Annotated in this window: 22 protein-coding genes and 1 pseudogene; 16 read left to right on the forward strand and 7 right to left on the reverse strand. The window is 69.0% G+C overall.

Translation table 11 applies throughout. The features are described 5' to 3' along the window. The first annotated feature begins 27 nt into the window (after window positions 1-27). From ACZ6DT_RS13505 to ACZ6DT_RS13515, 3 genes are all read left to right on the forward strand, one after another. Window positions 28-978: an ATP-binding cassette domain-containing protein gene (locus ACZ6DT_RS13505; RefSeq protein ID WP_465593425.1), complete on the forward strand. Its 951-nt coding sequence runs from the start codon at window positions 28-30 to the stop codon at window positions 976-978. Further along, window positions 975-1,763: an ABC transporter permease gene (locus ACZ6DT_RS13510; protein ID WP_465593428.1), complete on the forward strand. Its 789-nt coding sequence runs from the start codon at window positions 975-977 to the stop codon at window positions 1,761-1,763. Before ACZ6DT_RS13505 ends, ACZ6DT_RS13510 begins: the two co-directional genes overlap by 4 nt. A 221-nt stretch (window positions 1,764-1,984) precedes the next feature. Further along, window positions 1,985-3,439 carry an alpha/beta hydrolase gene (locus ACZ6DT_RS13515; RefSeq protein WP_465593431.1) on the forward strand — a complete coding sequence of 485 codons (1,455 nt, stop codon included), beginning with the start codon at window positions 1,985-1,987 and terminating at the stop codon, window positions 3,437-3,439. On the opposite strand, the gene ACZ6DT_RS13520 is transcribed toward ACZ6DT_RS13515, so the two are convergent. From ACZ6DT_RS13520 to ACZ6DT_RS13530, 3 genes are read right to left on the reverse strand one after another with little or no spacing between them, the layout of a single operon-like run. After that, on the reverse strand, window positions 3,394-4,887 hold the full coding sequence (locus ACZ6DT_RS13520) for an alpha/beta hydrolase (RefSeq protein ID WP_465593434.1): 1,494 nt from the start codon (window positions 4,885-4,887) through the stop codon (window positions 3,394-3,396). The two genes, ACZ6DT_RS13515 and ACZ6DT_RS13520, sit on opposite strands and share 46 nt — an antisense overlap. 23 nt (window positions 4,888-4,910) lie before the next feature. After that, window positions 4,911-5,630, reverse strand: coding sequence for an ABC transporter permease (locus ACZ6DT_RS13525; RefSeq protein WP_465593437.1), 720 nt, complete (start codon window positions 5,628-5,630; stop codon window positions 4,911-4,913). Between the two features lie 26 nt (window positions 5,631-5,656). Beyond that, complete coding sequence (locus tag ACZ6DT_RS13530; protein ID WP_465593440.1) at window positions 5,657-6,541, reverse strand: ABC transporter ATP-binding protein; 885 nt, start codon at window positions 6,539-6,541, stop codon at window positions 5,657-5,659. 120 nt (window positions 6,542-6,661) lie between these two features. Between ACZ6DT_RS13530 and ACZ6DT_RS13535 the strand changes: the two genes are divergently transcribed. Together ACZ6DT_RS13535 and ACZ6DT_RS13540 are read left to right on the forward strand one after the other, a co-directional pair. After that, complete coding sequence (locus ACZ6DT_RS13535; RefSeq protein WP_465593980.1) at window positions 6,662-7,765, forward strand: sensor histidine kinase; 1,104 nt, start codon at window positions 6,662-6,664, stop codon at window positions 7,763-7,765. Beyond that, window positions 7,762-8,364: a response regulator gene (locus ACZ6DT_RS13540; protein WP_465593443.1), complete on the forward strand. Its 603-nt coding sequence runs from the start codon at window positions 7,762-7,764 to the stop codon at window positions 8,362-8,364. Before ACZ6DT_RS13535 ends, ACZ6DT_RS13540 begins: the two co-directional genes overlap by 4 nt. A gap of 15 nt (window positions 8,365-8,379) precedes the next feature. Here the strand turns inward: ACZ6DT_RS13540 and ACZ6DT_RS13545 are convergent, their stop codons facing one another. After that, complete coding sequence (locus ACZ6DT_RS13545) at window positions 8,380-8,952, reverse strand: helix-turn-helix domain-containing protein (RefSeq protein ID WP_465593446.1); 573 nt, start codon at window positions 8,950-8,952, stop codon at window positions 8,380-8,382. Window positions 8,953-9,020: 68 nt separating this feature from the next. On the opposite strand from ACZ6DT_RS13545, the gene ACZ6DT_RS13550 reads away from it, so the two are divergent. From ACZ6DT_RS13550 to ACZ6DT_RS13565, 4 genes and pseudogenes are all read left to right on the forward strand, one after another. Next, window positions 9,021-9,614, forward strand: coding sequence for a class I SAM-dependent methyltransferase (locus ACZ6DT_RS13550; RefSeq protein ID WP_465593449.1), 594 nt, complete (start codon window positions 9,021-9,023; stop codon window positions 9,612-9,614). Continuing rightward, a complete protein-coding gene (locus tag ACZ6DT_RS13555; protein WP_465593452.1) occupies window positions 9,611-10,075 on the forward strand; it encodes a DinB family protein in 465 nt (154 codons plus the stop codon). The genes ACZ6DT_RS13550 and ACZ6DT_RS13555 overlap by 4 nt, the downstream gene beginning before the upstream one ends. 86 nt (window positions 10,076-10,161) lie before the next feature. After that, window positions 10,162-10,653, forward strand: a pseudogene (locus tag ACZ6DT_RS13560) (alpha/beta fold hydrolase); the annotation flags it as partial. 61 nt (window positions 10,654-10,714) lie between these two features. Continuing rightward, window positions 10,715-11,194, forward strand: a complete 480-nt coding sequence (locus tag ACZ6DT_RS13565) for a DinB family protein (protein WP_465593455.1) — start codon at window positions 10,715-10,717, stop codon at window positions 11,192-11,194. A 50-nt stretch (window positions 11,195-11,244) separates the two neighbouring features. Here ACZ6DT_RS13565 and ACZ6DT_RS13570 read toward each other — a convergent pair whose 3' ends face one another. The 3 genes from ACZ6DT_RS13570 to ACZ6DT_RS13580 form a co-directional block, all read right to left on the reverse strand. Continuing rightward, window positions 11,245-12,405, reverse strand: coding sequence for a S1 family peptidase (locus ACZ6DT_RS13570; protein ID WP_465593458.1), 1,161 nt, complete (start codon window positions 12,403-12,405; stop codon window positions 11,245-11,247). Window positions 12,406-12,624: 219 nt separating this feature from the next. Then, window positions 12,625-13,329 carry a TioE family transcriptional regulator gene (locus tag ACZ6DT_RS13575; RefSeq protein WP_465593461.1) on the reverse strand — a complete coding sequence of 235 codons (705 nt, stop codon included), beginning with the start codon at window positions 13,327-13,329 and terminating at the stop codon, window positions 12,625-12,627. Between the two features lie 20 nt (window positions 13,330-13,349). Next, a complete protein-coding gene (locus ACZ6DT_RS13580; protein ID WP_465593464.1) occupies window positions 13,350-13,826 on the reverse strand; it encodes a DUF6194 family protein in 477 nt (158 codons plus the stop codon). Window positions 13,827-13,906: 80 nt separating this feature from the next. Here ACZ6DT_RS13580 and ACZ6DT_RS13585 point away from each other — a divergent pair, with 80 nt between their 5' ends. The 7 genes from ACZ6DT_RS13585 (at window position 13,907) to ACZ6DT_RS13615 (ending at window position 21,388) form a co-directional block, all read left to right on the forward strand. After that, complete coding sequence (locus ACZ6DT_RS13585) at window positions 13,907-14,596, forward strand: MerR family transcriptional regulator (protein WP_465593467.1); 690 nt, start codon at window positions 13,907-13,909, stop codon at window positions 14,594-14,596. Window positions 14,597-14,755: 159 nt separating this feature from the next. Continuing rightward, entirely contained in the window at window positions 14,756-16,321 is a 1,566-nt protein-coding gene (locus ACZ6DT_RS13590) for an adenylate/guanylate cyclase domain-containing protein (RefSeq protein WP_465593470.1), read from the forward strand. A gap of 80 nt (window positions 16,322-16,401) precedes the next feature. After that, on the forward strand, window positions 16,402-16,674 hold the full coding sequence (locus ACZ6DT_RS13595) for an HU family DNA-binding protein (RefSeq protein WP_378342058.1): 273 nt from the start codon (window positions 16,402-16,404) through the stop codon (window positions 16,672-16,674). Window positions 16,675-16,730: 56 nt separating this feature from the next. Further along, window positions 16,731-18,551, forward strand: a complete 1,821-nt coding sequence (gene glmS, locus ACZ6DT_RS13600) for a glutamine--fructose-6-phosphate transaminase (isomerizing) (protein WP_465593473.1) — start codon at window positions 16,731-16,733, stop codon at window positions 18,549-18,551. 27 nt (window positions 18,552-18,578) lie between these two features. Further along, window positions 18,579-18,932, forward strand: coding sequence for a YciI family protein (locus tag ACZ6DT_RS13605; protein WP_465593474.1), 354 nt, complete (start codon window positions 18,579-18,581; stop codon window positions 18,930-18,932). A 5-nt stretch (window positions 18,933-18,937) separates the two neighbouring features. Continuing rightward, a complete protein-coding gene (locus ACZ6DT_RS13610; RefSeq protein WP_465593477.1) occupies window positions 18,938-20,119 on the forward strand; it encodes an RNA polymerase sigma factor in 1,182 nt (393 codons plus the stop codon). 375 nt (window positions 20,120-20,494) lie between these two features. Beyond that, complete coding sequence (locus ACZ6DT_RS13615; RefSeq protein WP_465593480.1) at window positions 20,495-21,388, forward strand: carbohydrate ABC transporter permease; 894 nt, start codon at window positions 20,495-20,497, stop codon at window positions 21,386-21,388.

Genomic DNA, 21,388 nt, shown 5'->3' on the forward strand with positions numbered 1-21,388 from the left:
CGGTCCTCACGCATCAGGGGAATCCACATGAGACACCCGGCCATCTCCGCGACCGGACTGCGCAAGTCCTACGGCGACAAGGTCGTCCTGGACGGCATCGACCTGCACGTCCCGACCGGCACCGTCTTCTCCTTGCTCGGCCCCAACGGCGCGGGCAAGACCACCACGGTCAACATCCTGTCCACTTTGATCGGTCCGGACGGCGGTGCCGCGACCATCGCCGGAGCCGACCTGGCCACCGATCCGGACGGGGTTCGCGCCGCCATCGGCCTCACCGGCCAGTTCTCCGCGGTCGACAATCTCCTCACCGGCGAGGAGAACCTGTTCCTCATGGCGGATCTGCACCATTTGCCCCGCCGCGCCGGGCGCAAGCGTGCCGCCGAACTGCTGGAACGGTTCGAGCTGACCGACGCCGCGAAGAAGACACCGGCCACGTTCTCGGGTGGCATGCGCCGCAAACTCGATCTGGCGATGACGCTGATCGGTGACCCCAAGGTCATCTTCCTCGACGAACCGACCACCGGTCTCGACCCGCGCAGCCGTCGCACGATGTGGCAGATCATCCGGGACCTCGTCGACGGCGGCGTGACGATCCTCCTCACCACGCAATACCTCGAGGAGGCCGACCAGCTCGCCGACCGGGTCGCCGTGCTCGACGGCGGCCGGATCGTCGCACTGGGCACCCCCGACGAGCTGAAGCGACGCGTGCCCGGCGGGCACATGCAGCTGAAGTTCCCTGACGCCGTCTCATTGCGCGACGCCACCCGCGTGCTTCAAGTGTCCACGTCGGACGAAGAAGCCCTGGCGCTCCGCGTGCCGACCGACGGCACTGTCACCGCCCTTCGCGCCGTGCTGGACCGGCTCGACGCCGAAGCGGTCGCCGTCGACAGCCTCACCGTGCACACCCCCGACCTCGACGATGTGTTCCTCAGCCTCACCGGTCACCGCACCGAACCGACCAAGGAGCCCGCCCGATGACCGCCCTGTCCCTCTCGATGCGCGACTCGGCGACCATGCTGCGCCGCAACATCCGGCATATGCAACGCTATCCGTCGCTCACCCTCATGCTGATCGGTCAGCCGATCGTGTTCCTGCTGCTGTTCGTCTACGTCTTCGGCGGCACGCTCGGGAACGGCCTCGGCGGCGGAGGCGGCAGAGCCGAGTACGTCGGCTACGTCACGCCCGCCATCCTGCTCGTCACCGTGTGCAGCGCCGCCCTCGGCACCGCCATTTCCGTGGCGACGGACATGACCGAGGGCATCATCGCCCGGTTCCGCACGATGGCGATCAGCAAGGCGTCGGTACTGACCGGACATGTCGTCGGCGCGCTCATCCAGACGGCGTTCGCCCTCGCCGTGGTCTTCGGCGTCACCCTGCTCATCGGTTTCTCGCCGACCGCGGGCGTCGGCGAATGGTTCGCCGCCGTCGGCACGCTGTTGCTGCTGACCGTCGCGCTCACCTGGCTGTCGGTCGCGCTGGGCCTGGCGGCCAAGAGTGTGGAGACGGCCAGCAACACGCCCATGGTCTTCATGCTGCTTCCCTTCCTCGGCAGCGGTTTCGTGCCCACCGACTCCATGCCCGCCTGGCTGCGCTGGTTCGCCGAGTACCAGCCGTTCACCCCGGTCATCGAGACCATCCGCGGCCTGCTGCTCGGCACCCCGATCGGCAGTAGTGGCTGGCTCGCGGTCGGTTGGTGCGTGCTGCTTTCGGCCGTGGGGTACGTGTGGTCGAAGTCTTTGTTCGCGAAGGAACGCGACCGCTGAGGTGGATCTGCCGCGTTTGAAGTACATGAAGGACCCCTTCCTTGCGCCTAGGTACAGGAAGGGGTCCTTCATGTACCCGGGAACGCCTTCACGCGCTGGCGGTGGCCCCAAAGAAAGCCCCCCAGCGGGCTAGAAGCATCCGACTCCAGACGGACGCCCGCACACCGGCCCCGCTCCTAACCTGAACCCACGATTACCGCTCGACAACAAGGAGCCCCGGATTGCCCAGCAAAACAGCTATCGTGGCGGCCCTCGTCCTGACCGCCGCGCTGACGACGGCGACGGCGACACCCGCCGCCGCGCTGACACCGTCGATCACCTGGCACGGCTGCACGATCGGTCCCGGCGACAGCCTGGGCGCCGAACTGGACAAGGCCGGTGCGCGATGTGGCGACGTCGTCGTGCCGGTCGACTACCGGCGCCCGCGGGGCCGCGTGATCACGGTCGCGCTGGCGCGGATCGAGGCCACCGATCCCGCCCGCCGCCGCGGCGCGGTGCTGCTCAATCCTGGCGGGCCGGGTGGTCCGGCGATGGAATTGGTCCTTGCCGGGTCGTCGATGCCGGAGATCGCGGCGCAGTACGACCTCGTGGGCATGGATCCCCGGTTCGTCGGGCGCAGTTCGCCGCTGCGGTGCGCTTGGAAGACCGATACGTTCGCGCGGTCGGCAGGGCCGGACGTCAGGTCGTTCGGCGAGAGTGTGGCCTTCGCGAAGGAGTTGGCGCGCGGATGTGCGGGGAACGATCACGAGCTTCTGCGGGCGGCCTCCACCCGTAACACCGCCAGGGACATGGACGTCGTGCGTGCCGCGCTCGGCGAGCGGAAGATCTCGTACATCGGCGCTTCCTATGGGACCTATCTCGGCGCGGTGTATCTCCAGATGTTCGGTTCGCGGGCGGATCGGTTCGTGCTCGACTCGTCGGTCGATCCTGAGGTGTTCGGGCCCGGCCTGCTCCGTCCGACCGCTCCGGCGCTCGACGCAGCGCTGAAGAATTGGGCGAAGTCCGCCGCGGGACGAGGTCTGGGTGAGCAGACCGTGCGGGACATCGCGCGAGTGGCGGATCAGCGGCCGCTCACCGTCGGGAAGTACACAGTGGACGGTCATCTGCTGCCGTATCTGTTCTTCGCGAACCTCTACGACGACCGTCCCGCGTCCCAGGCCGAGTTCGCCGCCACCGTGCGGACACTCCGCGATGCCGCGGCGGGGCTTCCCGTCGCGCCTTCGGAGTCGTTGAACGCGCTTCTGGACGGTCTGACGACCGGATCCGGCGCCGCCACCGACCGGGCCGGGACGCCGGTCGTCTGCGCGGATCGCGCGGCTTCCCGCAACCCCGCGACGTACTACCGGGACATCCAGGCGCATCGGTCAGCCGAGCCGTTGTTCGGTCCGCTGGCCCGCAACATCACGCCCTGCGCGTTCTGGCCCGTGGCCCCCGCCGAACCGGCCACCCGGATCCACAACAGCTCACCGGCCTTGCTCCTCGGCTCGACAGGTGACCCGGCGACGCCCTACGCGGGGCAACTCGCCATGCGCGGGGCGCTCGCCGGATCGCGCCTGGTAACGCTGGAAGGCGCCTACCGACACTCGGTGTTCCTGAAGGGCGACGCGTGCGTCGACGCGGCGGTGCGGGACTACCTGCTCGGCGGCGGGCTTCCCTCGGACCGCACCTGTCCCTGACTCCCACAGGCGAGATCGTGCCGCGGCCGCGCGCCGGTGACCAGGAAGTCCGTCGCGAGGTCGTTGGCGCACTTGTTGTCCTTGAACAGGTACGCCAGATGCCCACCCTGGTCGACGGTGACCATCCTGGCGCGGTCGCCGAAGGCCGCACGCAGTTTCCGCGCTCCCGCCAGCGGCGTGGCCGGGTCGCGGAGGTTCTGCACGATCAGCACGTTCGACGGGCCGCGGTCGGTGATCTTCACCGGCGGTTCGATCGGCTCTGACGGCCAGAACGCGCATGGTGTGATGTCCGCCGCCGCCGCGCCGAACTTCGGGTGCCGGAACCGGTCGGTCGCGACGTTGCGCCGGTACGTCCCGACGTCCTCCGGCCAGTCGGAGTCGTTGCAGATCACGTGCAGCTGGCTCGCGATGTAGTTGTCCGCCGGGTAGGCCGCGCCGGTGGACGACTGCCCGGCCGCGGCCGGCGGCACGGGTTTCCCGGTGTCGAGCGCGCGCCAGGTCTCGGCCAGATGCGGCAAGCTCTTGTCGTAGTAGAGATCGGCGAAGGTGACGTGACGGAACACCTGGCCGTTGTAGCCGTCCGGGCTCGGCGTCTTGTCCAGCCGCGCGGCGAGCTCGAAGTACTTCGCCGTCACCTGCGCAGGCGTCCGGCCCAGACCGAATTCGGGCTTCGAGGCGGCGAACTTCGCGAAGTCGGGGAATCGGTCTTCGACACCCCGCCCGAACAATCGGGAGAAGGAGGCGTCCCAGCCGCCGGGGCCGGTCGCGCTGTCGATCAGGAACCGGTCGCTGCGCCCGGGGAACAGCGAGGTGTACACCGAACCGAGGTAGGTGCCGTACGAGATGCCGAAGTAGTTCACCTTCCGCTCGCCGAGCGCTTCACGGACCCGGTCCATGTCCCGCGCGGTGTTGGCGGTGGTCATGTACGGCAGGAGCGGCGCGGTGGCCGAAGAACCGCATTTCGCGGCGACGGCGGCGACCCGCTGGGCCTCGGTCGTGACGTCGGCGGAGTCGCGGGCGTACCTCGGGATGTTGGTCGGATGCTCCGCGAGCGACAGTCCGCAGGTCACCGGCGTGCTGTTGTGGACGCCTCGCGGGTCCATCCCGATCACGTCGTAGGTGTCCAGCACCTCCTGCGGGATGTTCAGCTTCTTGAGGATGGACGGAAAGGCCAGCCCTTCGCCGCCGGGGCCGCCGGTGTTGGTCAGCAGCACGCCGCGGCGCTTTTCCGGCTTGGTGCTCGCGAGGCGCGAGATCGCGATCTCGATGGTCTTCCCGCCGGGGTCGCGGTAGTCCAGCGGCACATCGATGGTGCCGCACTCCAGTCCGAGGCCCGACGCCTCTTCCGGGCACGGCCCCCATTTCGGCGGGGGAGCGGTGGACGCGACGGCGGGGGTCGCGGCGGTCACCAAGGCGACCGCGAGAACGGGGAGAAGGGCTTTGCGCATGAGTGTTCCTCCACTTCGGATGGTCATCGGCGCGGTTCCCAGCGGAAGAGCCTGGAAGCCAGGACGGCGGCGACGACGACCCAGGCCAGCGTCGGGGCGAGCAGGAGCAGCGAATCGGCGACCGCGACGCCACCGTTCCAGGCGTTGACGGCGAGTTCGGTGGCCGAGCCACCGGGCAGCAGCCGCTTGAGCAGGGGCAGCTCGTCGGTGCCGGAGATGCCGACCCAGCTCGCCACGGCGAGGACGCCGAGGCTGACCGGCAGGGTGGTGACCTGGGCGTGTTCGGGGGAGTTGGTCAGGCCCGCGGTGGCGAGGCCGAGGCCGATCATCATGGCGACGGCGGCGAGCACCGCCACCACCAGCAGGCCGATGTTCGCGGGCCGTCCGGTGACCATGCCCAGCACGGTCATGATCACGGTCACCTGGACGAGCGCGATGACGGTGACCGGCAGTACCAGCCCGACCAGGATGGAGCCGTCACCGGCCGCGGTGGAGCGCAACCGCTTGAGGAACAGGTTCTGCCGTCGCGAGGCCAGCGTGGTCACCGAGCTGGCGTACAGACCGAACGCGCAGACGGTGAACATCACGATCGCCGCGATGTAACCGAGACTGCCGATCTTGGCGAACGTTTCGTGCTGGTAGATGAAGAACGCGGAGACGGCGACGGGCATCACGAAGCTGGTGATCAGGACCGAGCGGTTCCGGAAGATCTGGATCAGCTCGCCCCGGGCTATCGAAAACATGATTGAGTCCTTTGTGGAGGGATCGGCTAGTCGTTGTCGATGGCGCGGAACACGTCGTCGAGCCGGGTAGGTCCGGCTTCGAGGTCCTGCAACTCGATCGCGTGGTCCTGTGCCCACCGCAACAGGACGTGCAGGTCCTTCTGCAACCCGAAGGTCTCGATGACGAACTTCCCGTCATGTTCGCGCCTGCCTTGCAAAGGCAGCGCCGGAGCCGAGGGCGGCAGTGAGAACCGGATCACGGCAGGCAGCGTCCGCGTCAGTTCGGAGACCGTGCCCTCCTGGTGGAAGGTCCCACGGTGCATCAACCCGATGCGGTCGGCGCGCTGCTGCGCCTCCTCCAGGTAATGCGTGGTGAGCACGATCGTCGAACCGTCCTCGCGGAGTTTGTCGACGGCGTCCCACAGCGCGTCCCGCGACTGGATGTCCAGACCGGTCGTCGGCTCGTCCAGGAACACCAGCCGCGGTGAGCCGTACACCGCGGTCGCGAAGTCGAGCCGCCGCTTCTCACCACCGGAAAGCTGTGACACCTTCGTGCCGGCCTTGCGGGTCAGGTCCACGATGCCGAGTACGCGTTCGAGCCGGTCCGTGCGCCGGGTGAGCGTCCCGATCAGGCGGATCGACTCCTTGACCGTCAGATCCGGCGAGAATCCGCTCTCCTGCAGCATGATCCCCATCTCGGGGCGCACGGCGGCGCGGTCACGCGGGCTCTTGCCCAGCACCCGAACCGTGCCGGAGGTCGGGATCCGGTGTCCTTCCAGGGTTTCGAGGGTCGAGGTCTTCCCGGCCCCGTTCGTGCCGAGCAGGGCATAGAATTCGCCACGCCGGACCTGGAAGGACAGGTCCTTCACGGCGTGGAAGTCGCCGTATTTCAGATTCAGCCGCTCAACGTCGATCACTGGTGTCGAAGTCATACCCGAGATCTCACCCGCCGGGGCCCGGCCAGGGCAGTGCCGTCACGTCACGACCGACCCATGACGTGGTGTCACTGGTGCCCGCCGTCGCGGAGGGCCGATACTGGGCCCATGTCTGCTGTGGACACCGAGCCGGCGCAGGGAAAGCTGCGGAGGCTCAACCTCACCATGTTCTTCCCGCTGCTCGCCGTCGGCGGGATGATCGTGGTGGCGTCGGACGCGCGGACCTGGTGGCAGGCGATCGTCCTGGGCGTGGGCGTGGTGGCGGCCATGGTCGCCTTCGTGCGGTGGGCGGCGAGGGAGGTCTTGCGGGTCGCGATCCCGTGCCTGGTCCTCACGGCGGCCGTGTGGCCGTTCTCGGTGCTGGTGGTCGGCGGGAGCTCGTCGTTCTTCGGCGTCTTCTTCGTGGGCTCCCTGGTCGTTCCCCAATTGCCCCGTCACCGGGTCGCGGCGGCTGTCGCGCTCATCGCGTACATCGCGGCGGTGGGCGCCACGCGGCTACTGGTCTCCCACGAGGACGTCTCCGGCGAGCTGATCAGCTTCGTCTTCGTCCCGGCCGCGATCACCGCCGTGGTGCTCGGGCTCATGTTCCCCAACAAGCGGTTCTACGACGTCGTCAAGGAACTCGAGGAGTCGCGCGAGCGGGAAGCGGAGTTGGCGGTGATCCGCGAGCGTGTCCGGTTCGCCGGTGATCTGCACGACATCCAGGGGCACACGCTGCACGTGGTGAAGCTGAAGACCGCGCTCGCCAGGAAGCTGGTGGACATCGACGCCGAACGAGCCAAACAGGAACTGGGGGAGATCCACACGCTCGTGGCCGACACGATCACCCAGACGAAGGAACTCGCCTATGCCCAGCGCCGGCTCAACCTTTCCGCCGAACTGGAGAACGCGAGGAACCTTTTCGAGGCCGCGGGGATCCGCGTGCGCGTCAACCGAGAGGGCGACGTCGATCCGGAGGCGGGAAGGCTGCTCGGCCAGGTACTGCGTGAGACCACGACCAACATCCTCCGCCACGCGCAGGCGACCCGCGTGCGGATCACCCTGTCGGAATGGAGCATCGATATCGTCAACGACGGCGCCCAGCGAGGGCCGCTGCCCGAACTCCGGGGGCTGGCCGCGCTCCGGCAACGCGTCGCCGCGGACGGTGGCGAACTGAGAGTGGGGCAGGAAGACGGGCAGTTCGTGACGGCCGCGTCCTTCCCGGCCCGGGAGGAATCATGACCACGGTGGTGCTCGCCGACGACGAAGCCCTGCTGCGCAAGGCGATGGCCGCGTTGCTCCCGCTCGAAGGCGAGATCACCGTCCTGGCCGAAGCGGAGAACGGCGAGGAAGCCGTCGAGGCCACCCTGCGGCACGAGCCCGACGTCCTCGTGATCGACCTCGAAATGCCCGGCGTGGACGGCCTTGGCGCGGTCGCGGAGATCCGCCGCACCCGGCCGAACCAGGTCATCCTCATGCTGACCCGGCACGCGAAACCCGGCGTGCTCCGCAAAGCTCTCAAACTCGGGGTGCAGGGCTTCGTCAGCAAGGCGGCCGAACCCTCGCACATCACCTTCGTCATCGCCGCTCTGCATGAGGGCAAACGCTGGATCGACCCGGACGTCTCCGCACTCGCCGTCGTCGACGACTGCCCGCTCACCGAGCGGGAACTGGAGGTGCTGCGGGTGACCGGCGATGGCTATTCCGTCGCCGAGATCGCGGTCCGGCTCCACCTCGCGCAGGGCACGGTGCGGAACTATCTCTCGAACGCCATGCAGAAGACCCAGACGCAGACCAGGCACGAGGCGGCCAGGTACGCCCGCGAGCACGATTGGCTGTAAACGCTGTCCTGCGAGTCAGCTCGGCCGGACGTGGGCGCGCTCGCCCTGCGGTCCGAACAGGACGAGGGTTTCGACGGCGTGCCCGTCGGCCGAGCCGAGCCAATGCGGCAGCGCGGTGTCGAACTCGGCGGCCTCACCGGGCGGCAGCACGAGGTCGCGGTCGCCGACCACCAGCCGCAACCGTCCATTGAGGACATACACCCATTCGTAGCCGCCGTGCGTTTTCGGGCTGGGTTCCGCCGGTTCGTCGCGGCTGGGAATGAGCATTTTGAACGCCTGCACGCCGCCGGCCCGCCGGGTGAGCGGCAGGAACGTCATGCCGTGGCGGTGGATCGGCCGCAAATGGATCCGCGGGTCGCCGGTCCGGGGAGCGCCGACGAGGTCGTCGAGCGGCACGCCGTGCACGCGGGCCAGCGGGAGCAGCAGTTCCAGGGTCGGCCGCCGTCCGCCGCTTTCCAGGCGCGACAAGGTGCTCTCCGAGATCTCCGTCGCCGCCGACAATCCGGCCAGGGTCAGGCCTCGGTGTTTGCGCAGGGCGCGCAACCGGGGGCCCACCGAGTCCAGTACCTCGTCCGTCTCGTCCGCCATGCCGTCGATCTTGCCAGGTCGGCAAGTTTTCGTGCCAATTCGGATGCTCCGAGGCGAAGGTGGTGGTCATGAACGCGACGGACTTCTGGGACGAATTCTACGAACGGCGTGCCGCCGGAACGCCGAAGGTGAACGCGAGACTGGCGGAGATCGCCGGGCGGCTGCCGCCGGGAACCGTGCTCGACCTGGGCTGCGGAGGCGGGGGCGACGCGTTGTGGCTGGCCACCCGAGGCTGGCGGGTGACCGCGGTCGACATCTCCGGGGCGGCCGTGCGCGCGCTCCGGGAACGCGGTGAACCGATCACGGCACTCCGCGTCGATCTCGCCGAAGACTTCCCCGAGGGCACCTTCGATCTGGTGTCCGCGCAGTACTTCCACACCCCTTTCGAGCTGGATCGTGCCCGGGTGCTGCGCACCGCCGCGGGGGCGGTGAATCCCGGCGGGCGGCTGGTCGTCGTCGATCACGGCTCCGCCGCGCCGTGGTCGTGGGACCAGGACGCCGAGTACCCCACTCCCGGTGCCGTGGCGGCCGAACTGGATCTCGACCAGGCGAAGTGGTCGATCGACCGCGCGGAGGCGGCGGAACGCGTGGCCACCGGTCCGGCGGGCCGGACCGCGACCGTCGTCGACCACGTCCTGGTCCTCCGGCGGGCCGGGCGATGAGCCGCGAACGCGACGCCGGGCCCCCTTCGACCGGTTCTGGCGAAAAAGACGTACTCGCCGGGTTCCTCGGCTATCTCCGCACCGCCGTCATGGCCAAGGCGGAAGGGATACCGGAAGTGCAGGCCCGTGCTCCCGGCGTGCCGTCGGGGACGAACCTGCTGGGCCTGGTCAAGCACCTGACCCAAGTGGAACGGCATTGGCTGCTCGGCCATCGCGTCACCGACTGGAAGTCGACGTTCCAGCCGGGGCCGGAGGACATGACGGCGTCGATTCTCGCCGCCTATCGGGAAACCATCGCCGAGGCGAACGCCGAAATCGCGTCTTGGGACGACCTCGCCGCGACGGGGCCCCGCCGGGGATCGCGGCGCTGGACGCTGACCCATCTGATCGAGGAAACCGCACGGCACGCCGGGCACGCCGACATCCTGCGCGAACTGATCGACGGCGCCACCGGGCGCTGAAACGGAGACTTCCATGCTTCACCGAGCAGCCGCGTTAGTCGTGGCCCTCGTCCTGTCGGCCGCCTGCGGTTCGCCCTCGGCCGCCGTACGCCGCGCAGTTCCCCGGCGACCTGACCAAGCTCGCCTATCTCGACCTGCCGTTGCCGGGTCCCGCGCTCGACGCGACGGCCTACCGGAACCTGAGCTGGCACATCGCCTTCCACTCGCGGAAGACGGTTCCCGAAGCCGTCGTCGGCGACGACGGCCGCGAGTACCTGTCCCTGTTCTACCCCCAGGTCGCCTACTCGGGGACCGCGTTCGGTGGTCCTGGGGCGCCGTCACCCCTCGATGACGCCGAGATCGACGAGTACGCCCGCACCTACACCCGGCCGGAGGTTCTGCACGACGGCTTCGAGTTCTACCGCGCACTCGGCCAGGACGCGACCGCGAACGTCGGCGCGAAACCCATCACCACGCCCACCCTGGCGCCCCGTGTCGCCAACCTGGCCCGCGCGGTCGACGTGCCGCGGGCGGGGCATTGGCTCGCCGAGGAGAATCCGGAGTTCGTGAGCGCCGAACTGGTCAAGTTCCTGAAGTAGCGCATCTCGGTTGCCCGTGATCGAAGGCTTTTGAGATGCTTCGCCCGTGTCCTCTTCTCCGATGCCCTCGTTGGACGTCCTCAATCATCCCTTCCGCGAACAGTTCGAGGTGTTCCTCGACGAGCATCGCCAGGTGCTCGACGACTGCCTGGAGGGGCTGACCGAGGAGCAGGCGCGCCGGTCTCTCGTTCCCTCCCGTACGACCCTGCTCGGTCTGGTGAAGCACGCGACCTTCGTGGAGAAGGTGTGGTTCGACGAAGCCGTCACCTGCCGCCCGCGTGCCGAGATCGGCATCCCGGCCACCCCTGACGAATCGTTCATCCTCGACGAGGAGGACACGATCGCCACCGTGCGGCAGGCCTATCGCGAAGCCTGTGAGGCGTCGCGCAAGGCGTCGTCCGGCCTCGAGCTGGACGACCTGCTCCACGGCAACCGGCGTGGTCCGCTGCCGCTGCGCTGGGTGTACCTGCACATGCTGCGCGAGCTTGCCCAGCACGGCGGCCACGCGGACATCCTGCGGGAGCAGATCCTGAACGCGTGACAAAGCCCGATGGCGGGGAGCAGGCGCTCCCCGCCATCGGGCGTTCTTCGTCAGGAACGGGTCAGCGTGACCCCGTACTTGTTCGCCGCGTCCACGACCGGCTGGTAGTAGGAGTACGAACCGGTGGCGTTGGAGCCCTGGTTGTAGCCGCAGTCGTGCCCGTCGGCGGGGCCGCCGGAGGTCATGCCCTGAGCGGTGTTGCCCGCGATGTAGGCGCCGCCGCTGTCACCGCCCTCGGTGCAGACGGTCGACTTCGCCAGCCCGGAGGTGGCGACGCTTTCGCCGCTGTAGCGAACGGTCTGGTTGTAGGCGGTGATCTTGCCGCAGGTCCAGCCGGTGGTGTTGCCCGCCTTGCACAGCGTGGTGCCGACCGGCGCCTTCGAGCTGCCGGTGACCCGCACCGTGGTGCCCATGCGGGTGTCCACGTAGCCGCGGCCGGTGTCCTCGGCGTCGATGTCCATCAGGCCCATGTCGGCCGACGGGAACTGGGTGGCGACACCCCGTCCGATGTGGACGCCGTTGCGGTTCAGGATGTCCGGGTTGCCTTCGACGCAGTGCCCGGCGGTGAGCAGCACGTTGTTGCCGCTGCCGGTGGTGCCGGGGAAGCCGAGCGAACAGTTGGTGCCGGGGACGAGGTCCATGATCTGGCCGGGGATGACGTCGGCCTGCGTGGTGTTGCCGTTGGCGACACCGGTCTGGACCGACACCCCGGGCAGTGCCGTGAGCCGCCGGACGAGGGCGCTGTCGGCACCCGGCTGCACGGTGACGACGACCTGGTCGGCCGCGAGTTCCGGACCCCAGGCCTGCACCTGGCCGAGGTCCTTGCCGATCACCTCGCCGACGGTGGCGGCCAGGGCGTTCAGCGCGTTCTCGCCGCGGGCGCCGGTGCGCGGGGTCAGCCCGGCGGAGCGGAGCGCCTCGGCGGATCCGGCGTCGGCGGCGTTCACCACGAGGGCGCCGGCGTTGTCGAAGTACGCGCCGTCGGTGTGGAGACCGCGTGTTCTGATGCTCTCGAGCGAGGCGATCAGGTTTTTCTCGTGGTCCAGTTTCTGCGCGGCCTGAAGCGGGCTCACGCGCAGTTGGGCGGCGAGGGTCTCCAGCATCGTCTGGTCGTAGGCGGTGACCGGCGCGGCGGTCGCCGGGACGGCGAACGCGCCGATTCCGGCGCAGACGCTCAGCAGGGTGAGCATGACGGGTCCGCGAATTCGCATGCGAATTTCCTTCGATAAGGAGGGAACGACGAACCGCCGGAATATGGTTTAAAAGGCAGGGACCGGGCGGTTCATCTCGATGTGACGCACAGTACGAGCGCCCGTCTTCCTCGCCGTAGCGCCGAAAGTAGGTTCCGTGATCACGGTCCTACTTTCGTAGGCTCAAGGCGTGAATCGTCGCGAATTCAATTGCGCGGAAGTGTCATTGTCCCAAAAGTGTCAGCAGTCGAGGTAGGTGTTCAGCGCGGCGGCCCCGGAGAGCAGGGCCCGGCCCCTCGCCGAGAGCCGCGAGTGCCAGTCGCTCAGTGTCGACTCGAGCGGCACGACGCCGCCGGCCGAGCGGACCTGGTCGAGCAGCGGCGCTATCCGCTCCAGGAGGTAGCCGCCCCGCCGGAGCTGACGGGTCAGCTTGGCGTCGCGCACGTCGGCCGCGCTGTAGACGCGGTAACCGGTCCGCGGGTCGCGTTCGGGCCGGAGAAGGCCCGCACGCTCCCATTCGCGCAGCGTGGCGGGCCGGACGCCGAGTTTCCGGGCCAGCGGACCGACGAACATCTCGCCCCGCTCCTGCGGCACGGGTTCGAGATCGCGGAGTGCGTCCGCGACGGCTTGAAGGGTGCGGCGGTCTTCGAGCAATTGCGCGTGGCTCTCGTCGATGAGCCGGAACGCCTCTTCGACGGCGTCCCGGTTGACCGCCTCCATGATCGACGCCGCCGTCGCGTGGCCGTGCCCGGGCACGAGGGCCAGGAACGCGCGCAGGGCTTGGGCGTGCCGTGGCGTATAGGCGCGATAGCCGTGCGGACCGCGTTCGGCGGCGGGGAGGATGCCGTCCGCCTCGTAATTGCGGACGGCCTGCGTGGACAGGCCGTGCTCACGTGCCAGGTCGACCGGCCTGAGCCGCTCGCGGGTTTGAAGGTTTCGGCCCACCACCCCACGATATTCGTTCGCTAACCGCGCGAAGAATCCGCGCGTCGTTCGTACCGCGCGCGGGCGAGCCGGTAGGCCGTGCCGAGCAGCTCGCGGATGGCCGCTTCGCTCTTCGCCGCCGGGTTCACCACCGCCAGCCAGCCCGCGGTCCCGTACACGGGATGGGCGATCACGGTGTCTTCGACGGCTGGGTCGACGTCGGTTTCGGCCGCGTCCCGGGGAGCGCGGCCGAGCAGGCGGGCGAAGTCCTCCTTGCCCGCGTGGATGTTCACGCGGAACGCGCCCGGCCGGTCCAGCCGCGAGGTCTCGTCGCCGGGGTAGTTCTTGGTCACGACCGTCGCGAAGGGCTGGACGTTCGCCGGGACGACACCGTCGGGGGAGTAGTAGAAGAACGCGTCGCCCCAGCTGAGCTCCGGCCACTCGTCGCCCGGCCCCGGCGTGAGGGTCAGGACGCCGTCGAGGTCCGCTACGAGGCCGATGATGTCGTCGATGTTCATGTACTCAAGCGTCACATTAAAGTGCTTATGGAGGGTTCGGCCACGCTTTCGACGAGGTGAAGGTGTCAAGTCTCAAATCGATGCGTACGGCGGAGATCGCTCGCCGGGCGGGCTGCTCCGTGCAGCAGGTGCGCAATCTCGAACGTGACGGCGTACTGCCGGCGGCGACGCGGACGGCCTCGGGCTACCGGAGCTACGAGGAGATCCATCTCCGGTCCGCGCTCGCCTATCGCGCGCTCGCCGCCGGAGTGGGGCCGGTCGAGGCGAAGAAGATCGTCCGCGCTCTGCACCGGGACCCGCTCCCCGACGTGCTCGCGCTCCTCGACGCCGCCCACGCCGGGCTCGACGCCGAACGCGCGGACCTCAAGGAGGCCAGGGAAGCCGTCCGGGTGATCTCCCGCGAACCGCTCGAAGACGTCCGCGGCTCGGACTCGATGAGCGTCTCCGAACTCGCGTCGGCGCTCGGCGTGCGTCCTTCGACGCTGCGCCACTGGGACGCGGAACGGCTCGTCGTGCCCGGCCGCGATGAGCGGGGGACGCGGCGGTACACGCCGTCCCAGGTGCGGGACGCGCGAATCGTGCAGCAACTGCGGCTGGCCGGTTACCGCGTCGAGCCCCTTCGGGCACTGATGCCGGAGCTACGGCGATCCCGGCGGCTGGAGGATGTGGCGGCCGCGCTCTCCGTCCGGGACGCCGGGATCACGGCCCGCTCGCGAGCGCTTTTCGATGGCACCGCCGAGCTTTCCCGCGCGGTGGCCGTGAGTGGTTAGGCCGGGACACGCGTGATTGGCGGCGGAACACGCGTGATTGGCGGCGGAACACGCGTGATTGGCGGCGGGACACGCGTGATTGGACGGCGCCCGCTGACGACCGCGTCCGCTTCGGTGTACAGTCGTTCACTCAAACCGGGGTGAACGGGCGGGACACGGGTGCGACCAGACAACGACTCCACTGTTCGGGGCCGCGGGCAAGGGCCGTTCGGCTCCTGGCTGCTCGGTCCGCTCGATCAGGACGCGGCCGTGTTGCGGCGCCGCGTCCAGGGGCTGCTCACCGGGACGCTGATCGCGACCAACGTCATCGGCGCGCTGGTCGTGGTCGGGCTGGCGGCCCTGCTCATGCCCGCTCCCGGCATGTCCGGCGACCTCGTCCGGGTCACCGCGATCGCGGTCCCCGTCTACGTGGTCTCCGCCGTGGTCGTGGGCGCGTTGTGGGGCACCCGCGGCGCGTTGCGGACGTTGCGCTGGGCGGCCGACGGCCGGACGCCGACCGACGAGGAGCGCGCGGCGAGTCTTCGTGTCCCGTTGCGCCTGACGCTGGTCCAGGCGGTGCTGTGGGGCGTCGCGACCGCGGTCTTCGGCGTGCTGGCCGCGCTGGTGCAGCCGCGGGTCGTGCTCACCGAACTGCTCGTCGTCGCGTTCGCGGGCGTGGTGGTCTGCGCGATCGCCTACCTGGCGGGAGAGTTCATCCTGCGGCCGTACGCCGCCTTGGCGCTGACGGGCACCTCGCCGTCACGGCGGCTCAGCGGCGGGGTCAACCTTCGGATGCTGCTGTTCTGGTGCCTCGGCACCGGCGTGCCGGTGGCCGGACTGGTGGTCACGGCGGTGCTGGCGTGGGCGCGCGGCGACGTGTCGACCACGAAGCTCGCCGTCTCGGTCATCGTGCTCGGCCTGGTGGTGCTGGTCTTCGGTCTGCTGGTGACCGTGTTCACCGCCCGCGCCGTGGTGAACCCGATCCGGTCGGTGCAGCACGCGCTCGGCCGGGTGCGGGCCGGCGACTTCGCCGTGGAGATCCCGGTCTACGACGGTACCGAACTCGGTCTGCTGCAGGCGGGGTTCAACGGGATGGCCGCCGGTCTGGCCGAACGCGAACGTTTGCGCGACCTGTTCGGCAGGCACGTCGGCGAGGACGTCGCGATCGAGGCGATGCGCACGTCGGCCGAACTCGGTGGCACGGTGCGGACGGTGTCGGTGTTGTTCGTCGACCTGATCGGGTCGACCGCGCTGGCCGCGAGCCGTCCGCCCGAGGAGGTCGTCGGCCTGCTCAACCGGTTCTTCGCGGTGGTGGTCGACGAGGTCGACCGCAACCACGGGCTGGTCAACAAGTTCGTCGGTGACGCCGCGCTGGCGATCTTCGGCGCACCGGTCCGGCTGGCCGACCACGCCACTCTCGCGTTGTCCGCCGGCCGGGCCATCTCGCGCAGGTTGGCGGCCGAGGTGCCCGACTGCCCGGCCGGAATCGGCGTGGCGACGGGTGAGGTGGTCGCCGGGAACGTCGGCGACCCGCGGCGGTTCGAGTACACGGTGATCGGCGACCCGGTCAACGAAGCCGCCCGGCTGACCGAACTGGCGAAGAACGTCGAGGCCCGGCTGCTCGCTTCGTGGACGGCGATCGAGTCGGCGGCCGAGGACGAGGCCGCACAGTGGAAGGCGACGGTGGACGTCACCCTGCGGGGACGCACCCGGCCCACCACACTCGCGACACCCAAACGCATTTAGTCGACTAACTGCGGCACGTGCGAAGCGCCAGTTCTTGCCCGATTTCGGGCAAGAACTGGCGCTTCGGGACCTCGATGTGCATGATGGGCTCCGTGGAGGACGCGGACATCGTCGAGCAGGTGGCCTTGTCGACAGGTCTGTCGACGGCCATCGCCGCCCGTGTCGTCGAGGACGTCCTGGCGTTCTACCGGCAGCCGGTCGAGCAGTACGTCCGGGAGCGGCATGCCCGGTTGCAGGCCGAGGGCGGGAAGAACCCCGAGATCTTCCCCCGTATCGCCGGCGAACTGAGCCGCCGTCTCGTCGCGCCTCCCGATCTGTCCGAGCGGCAACTGCGCCGCATCGTCTACGGCTGACGGAGCACGCCCGTCTTCGCGTGCCCTGTCCGTTTTCTCTGTGAGGTTGACTCGTCATGTGCGGAATCGTCGGCTACATCGGTGGCCAGAACGCCGCCCCGATCCTGATCGAGGGGCTGACGCGGCTGGAGTACCGCGGCTACGACTCGGCCGGGATCTCCGTTCTGGGCGGTAAAGGCGCCCAGGTGCACCGGATCGTGGGCCGGGTGCGGAATCTGACGGCCGCCCTGCCCAAACGGCTCGCGGGCAAGGTCGGCATCGGGCACACGAGGTGGGCGACGCACGGTCCGGCGACCGAGGCCAACGCCCATCCGCACGTTTCCGAGAACGGCCGGATCTCCGTGGTGCACAACGGGATCATCGACAACGCCGACGCCCTGCGCGAGCAGCTCACGCAGGCCGGGGTGACGCTGACGTCGGAGACCGACACCGAGGTGCTCGCCCACCTCATCGCGAGGTCGGGTGCGAAGGCCCTTGAAGAAGCGGTCGTCGAGGCCGTTTCGCGGGTCACCGGTACCTACGCGATAGCCGTGACCGACACCGAACACCCCGACCGCGTCGTGGTCGCACGGAACGGTTCGCCGCTGATCATCGGCGTCGGCGACCGGGAGATGTTCGTGGCCAGCGACCTGTCCGCGCTGGTCCGGCACACCTCGCAGGTGGTGCACCTCGACGACGGCGAGTTCGCCAGCGTCTCGGCCACGGGCTACCGCACCTTCACCGTCGACGAGAGCGACACCGGCAAGGCCGCCACGGCGATCGACATCCAGGCCGACGACCTCGACCTCGGCGGGCACCGGCATTACATGTACAAGGAGATCCAGGAGCAGCCGGAATGCCTGGAGCGCATGATCCGGGGCCGTCTCGACGACCGGTTCGGTGTGTCCCGTTTGGACGGCCTGAACCTGAATCCCCGTGACCTGCGTGGTTTCGCGCGGGTGAAGATCCTCGGCTGCGGCTCGGCGTACTACGCGGGCCAGATCGGCGCGACCATGATCGAGGACCTGGCGAGGGTCCCGGCCGACGCGGAGGCCGCGTCCGAGTTCCGCTACCGCAACCCCATCATCGAGGCGGACACCCTCTACATCGCGGTCAGCCAGTCCGGCGAGACGGCGGACACCGCGTTCGCCGTCGAAGAGGTCAAACGCAAGGGCGGCCGGGTGGTCGGCCTCGTGAACGTCGTCGGCTCGACGATCGCGCGGGCCTGCGACGGCGGCCTGTACCTGCACGCCGGTCCGGAGATCGCCGTCGCTTCGACCAAGGCGCTCACCAACATGGCCGTCGGTTTCGCGATGATCGCGCTGGCGCTGGGCCGCGTCCGCGATCTGTCCAACGCGGACGGACAGCGGATCGTCGCGGCACTGCGCGCGTTGCCGAAGCAGGTCGCGGAGATCGTCGAGGCGGAGTCCCAGATCGCCGAGCACGCCAAGATCTGCGCGGACGCGCGGAGCCTGTTCTTCATCGGCCGGGTCCGCGGCTTCCCGGTGGCGCGGGAGGGCGCGCAGAAGTTCAAGGAGATCTCGTACCGGCACGCGGAGGCGTATCAGACCTCGGAGCTCAAGCACGGCCCGCTCGCGCTGATCGACGAAGAGCTGCCGACGGTCGCGATCGTGCCGTCCGACGACCTCGCCGACCGCAACCTGGCCGCGATGCAGCAGATCAAGGCACGCAAGGGCCAGGTACTGGCGATCACCCACGACGACGTGGACTTCGGCGATCTCGACGTGCCGCGGTTCGTGGTCCCGCGTTCGGAGCCGGAACTCGATCCGATCCTGCTCACGATCCCGTTGCAGCTGCTGGCTTATCACGCCGCGCTGATCCTCGGCCACGACATCGACAAGCCACGGAACCTCGCGAAGTCCGTCACCGTGGAATGATCTCCTGAGCCGTCGAAGGGGTCCGTCATGAAGCAGTACCTGCTCGCCGTCCAGCTCGACGAGAGCACACGGGACGCGCCCGAGGACGAGGTCCGGGCGATGATGACCAGGACGGGCGAGGTCACCGACGAGATGAAGGCCGCCGGGGCGTGGGTCTTCGTGGGCGGCCTGGAGCACTCGGACGTTTCCACGGTCGTCCGTCCCGAAGGCGGCACGACCACGATCACCGACGGGCCGTTCGCCGAGACGAAGGAACAGCTCGGCGGGTTCTGGGTGATTCAGGTCGACGACGTCGATCAGGCGCTGGTCTGGGCCGAGAAGTGCGCGCTCGCCTGCGGGCAGCCGATCGAAGTGCGGCCGTTCGGCGAACCGCCGCGTTGACGTCGATGGATTTCGACGGGATCTACCGGGCGGAGTACGGCCCGTGCGTGGCCACCCTGACCCGTCTCCTCGGCGACATCTCGCTCGCCGAGGAGGCGGTTCAGGACGCGTTCGCGACCGCGGTCGAGAAGTGGGCCGAGCCGCCGCCCAACCCGGGTGGGTGGATCGTCACCACCGCCCGCAACCGGGCGATCGACCGCCTGCGCCGGGAATCCACCCGCGAGGCCCGGCACGCGCAGGCACTGCTGCTGCACCAGCCGGACGAGCCGGCGGAGGTGGGGCCGGTGCGTGACGACCAGCTCCGCATGATCTTCACCTGCTGTCATCCGGCGCTTTCGCCGCTCGCGCGGACCGCGCTCACCTTGCGGTTGCTCGGCGGGCTGGAGGTGGGGGAGATCGCGCGGGCCTACCTCGTCCCGGAAGCGACCGTCTCCCAGCGGATCGTCCGCGCGAAGAAGAAGATCCGTGACGCGGGCGTTCCGTACCGGGTGCCGCGGGACGACGAACTCCCGGACCGGCTGGCTTCCGTTCTCACTGTGCTCTATCTCGTCTTCAACGAGGGGTACACGTCCACGTCGGGAGACCTGCTGCGGACGGACCTCTGCCTGGAGGCGATCCGCCTGGCGAGGGCGCTCGCCGAACTGATGCCCGACGAGCCGGAGGTGCTCGGGCTGCTGGCGTTGCTCCTGCTCACCGAAGCCCGGCGGCCTGCGCGGGTGGGACCTTCCGGTGACCTGGTGGTGCTCGCGGACCAGGACCGGTCCTTGTGGAACCGCGAACTGATCGCCGAGGGGCACGAACTGGTGCGGCGCTGCCTGCGCGTCGACCGGCCGGGCCCGTACCAGGTGCAGGCCGCGATCAACGCCGTGCACACGGACGGATCGTCGACCGACTGGACGCAGGTGCTGGCGCTCTACGACCGGCTGTGGCGGCTCACCCCGACGCCGGTCGTCGCGCTCAACCGCGCGGTCGCCGTCGCCGAGGTGCACGGCCCGGCGGCGGCGCTGGACGGGATCGCCGAGCTGGATCTGCCGGGCTACCACCATCTGCCCGCCACCCGGGCGAACCTGCTCGCCCGCCTCGGCCGGACTTCGGAAGCGATCGTCGCCTACGACAAGGCGATCGCCTTGGCCACCAACGACACGGAACGGGCCTTCCTGCAAGCGAAACGAGACAGCGCCTCGTGAGTGGTAAGGACGGTTATTGAGGAGAAGGTCGAACGTGTCGTGGTTGTGGGCGGGGGCGGAGGGGAGAGCGAAGGCGTAATTCGCGTGATCAGACACGTGACTCGCGTGTCTGGATGCCGCACTCGGGTGTTCGGCGGCTGATCACGCGAGATCCGTCTTCAAGCACGCGAGACTCGTGTCTGAGCACGCGAGTGCGGTGCCGCGTCACCCAGGTCATCTCGCCCGGGCCTTTTCCTCAATAGAACCGTCTTTACCACTCACGAGCTGTACTCGCTATTGTCGCGGTGATCGCTCATCCGCCAGGGCAGGAGGTGACCGTTGTCGCTCCACAGGTTGGCGATGAGATCACCGGGCAGGCGTCAAGGTGCTCACCGTTTGAAGCGTACGGGCGAGCGGCTCGCCGGATATCTGATGACAGCGCCGTTCTACGTCCTGTTCGGCGTGTTCGGTCTCTTCCCGTTGCTCTACACCGCCTGGGTGGCGCTGCACCACTGGCATTTGGTCAATGGCGACACCGGGTTCGCCGGTCTCGGCAACTTCGCCGTCCTGCTCCAGGATCCGAATTTCTACAACGCGCTCTTCAACACGGTCAGCATCTTCGTCCTGTCGACCGTTCCGCAACTGCTAACCGCTCTCGGGCTCGCCGCGCTCCTCGACCGCCCGTTGCGCGCGCGGACCCTGTGGCGGGCCAGTGTGCTGTTGCCCAACGTCGTCTCGGTGGTCGCGGTGGCGCTGGTGTTCAGCCAGCTCTTCGCCGAGGACTACGGCGTCGTCAACTGGGTGCTGGGCCTGGTGGGGCTCGACCCGGTGGACTGGCGGACGGACCGATTCGCCGCGCACGTCGCGATCAGCGTGATGGTCATGTGGCGCTGGACCGGCTACAACGCGCTGCTCTACCTCGCGGCCATGCAGTCCGTGCCGCAGGAACGCTACGACGCCGCCATGCTCGACGGCGCTTCGCGCTGGCGGACCTTCTGGTCGATCACCGTGCCCGCGATCCGCCCGACCATCGCCTTCACCGTCGTCGTCTCGACCATCGGCGGGTTGCAGCTGTTCGCCGAGCCGCAGTTGTTCGACGACACCGGGATTAACGGCACCGGCGGCGCCGACCGCCAGTTCCAGACGCTCGCCATGTACCTGTACGAGAAGGGGTTCGGCGAGTTCGACGCCGGATACGCGGCGGCCATCGCGTGGCTGCTCTTCCTGTTCTCGGCGGGCTTCGCGCTGGTCAATTTTTCGCTCGTGCGCCGGATGCGGGGCGGTGAGTGA

It is taken from the genome of Amycolatopsis sp. NPDC041971, assembly GCF_055588925.1.

What these genes read in the sequence shown, in the direction of transcription:
- ACZ6DT_RS13580 (WP_465593464.1), bottom strand. Translation starts at nt 13,826, where the DNA reads ATGAACATCGACGACATCATCGGCCTCGTAGCGGACCTCGACGGCGTC.
- ACZ6DT_RS13530 (WP_465593440.1), bottom strand. Translation starts at nt 6,541, where the DNA reads ATGACTTCGACACCAGTGATCGACGTTGAGCGGCTGAATCTGAAATAC.
- ACZ6DT_RS13595 (WP_378342058.1), top strand. Translation starts at nt 16,402, where the DNA reads ATGATGGGCTCCGTGGAGGACGCGGACATCGTCGAGCAGGTGGCCTTG.
- ACZ6DT_RS13540 (WP_465593443.1), top strand. Translation starts at nt 7,762, where the DNA reads ATGACCACGGTGGTGCTCGCCGACGACGAAGCCCTGCTGCGCAAGGCG.
- ACZ6DT_RS13555 (WP_465593452.1), top strand. Translation starts at nt 9,611, where the DNA reads ATGAGCCGCGAACGCGACGCCGGGCCCCCTTCGACCGGTTCTGGCGAA.
- ACZ6DT_RS13545 (WP_465593446.1), bottom strand. Translation starts at nt 8,952, where the DNA reads ATGGCGGACGAGACGGACGAGGTACTGGACTCGGTGGGCCCCCGGTTG.
- glmS (WP_465593473.1), top strand. Translation starts at nt 16,731, where the DNA reads ATGTGCGGAATCGTCGGCTACATCGGTGGCCAGAACGCCGCCCCGATC.
- ACZ6DT_RS13570 (WP_465593458.1), bottom strand. Translation starts at nt 12,405, where the DNA reads ATGCGAATTCGCGGACCCGTCATGCTCACCCTGCTGAGCGTCTGCGCC.
- ACZ6DT_RS13510 (WP_465593428.1), top strand. Translation starts at nt 975, where the DNA reads ATGACCGCCCTGTCCCTCTCGATGCGCGACTCGGCGACCATGCTGCGC.
- ACZ6DT_RS13610 (WP_465593477.1), top strand. Translation starts at nt 18,938, where the DNA reads ATGGATTTCGACGGGATCTACCGGGCGGAGTACGGCCCGTGCGTGGCC.
- ACZ6DT_RS13505 (WP_465593425.1), top strand. Translation starts at nt 28, where the DNA reads ATGAGACACCCGGCCATCTCCGCGACCGGACTGCGCAAGTCCTACGGC.
- ACZ6DT_RS13525 (WP_465593437.1), bottom strand. Translation starts at nt 5,630, where the DNA reads ATGTTTTCGATAGCCCGGGGCGAGCTGATCCAGATCTTCCGGAACCGC.
- ACZ6DT_RS13605 (WP_465593474.1), top strand. Translation starts at nt 18,579, where the DNA reads ATGAAGCAGTACCTGCTCGCCGTCCAGCTCGACGAGAGCACACGGGAC.
- ACZ6DT_RS13550 (WP_465593449.1), top strand. Translation starts at nt 9,021, where the DNA reads ATGAACGCGACGGACTTCTGGGACGAATTCTACGAACGGCGTGCCGCC.
- ACZ6DT_RS13565 (WP_465593455.1), top strand. Translation starts at nt 10,715, where the DNA reads ATGCCCTCGTTGGACGTCCTCAATCATCCCTTCCGCGAACAGTTCGAG.
- ACZ6DT_RS13520 (WP_465593434.1), bottom strand. Translation starts at nt 4,887, where the DNA reads ATGCGCAAAGCCCTTCTCCCCGTTCTCGCGGTCGCCTTGGTGACCGCC.
- ACZ6DT_RS13585 (WP_465593467.1), top strand. Translation starts at nt 13,907, where the DNA reads ATGCGTACGGCGGAGATCGCTCGCCGGGCGGGCTGCTCCGTGCAGCAG.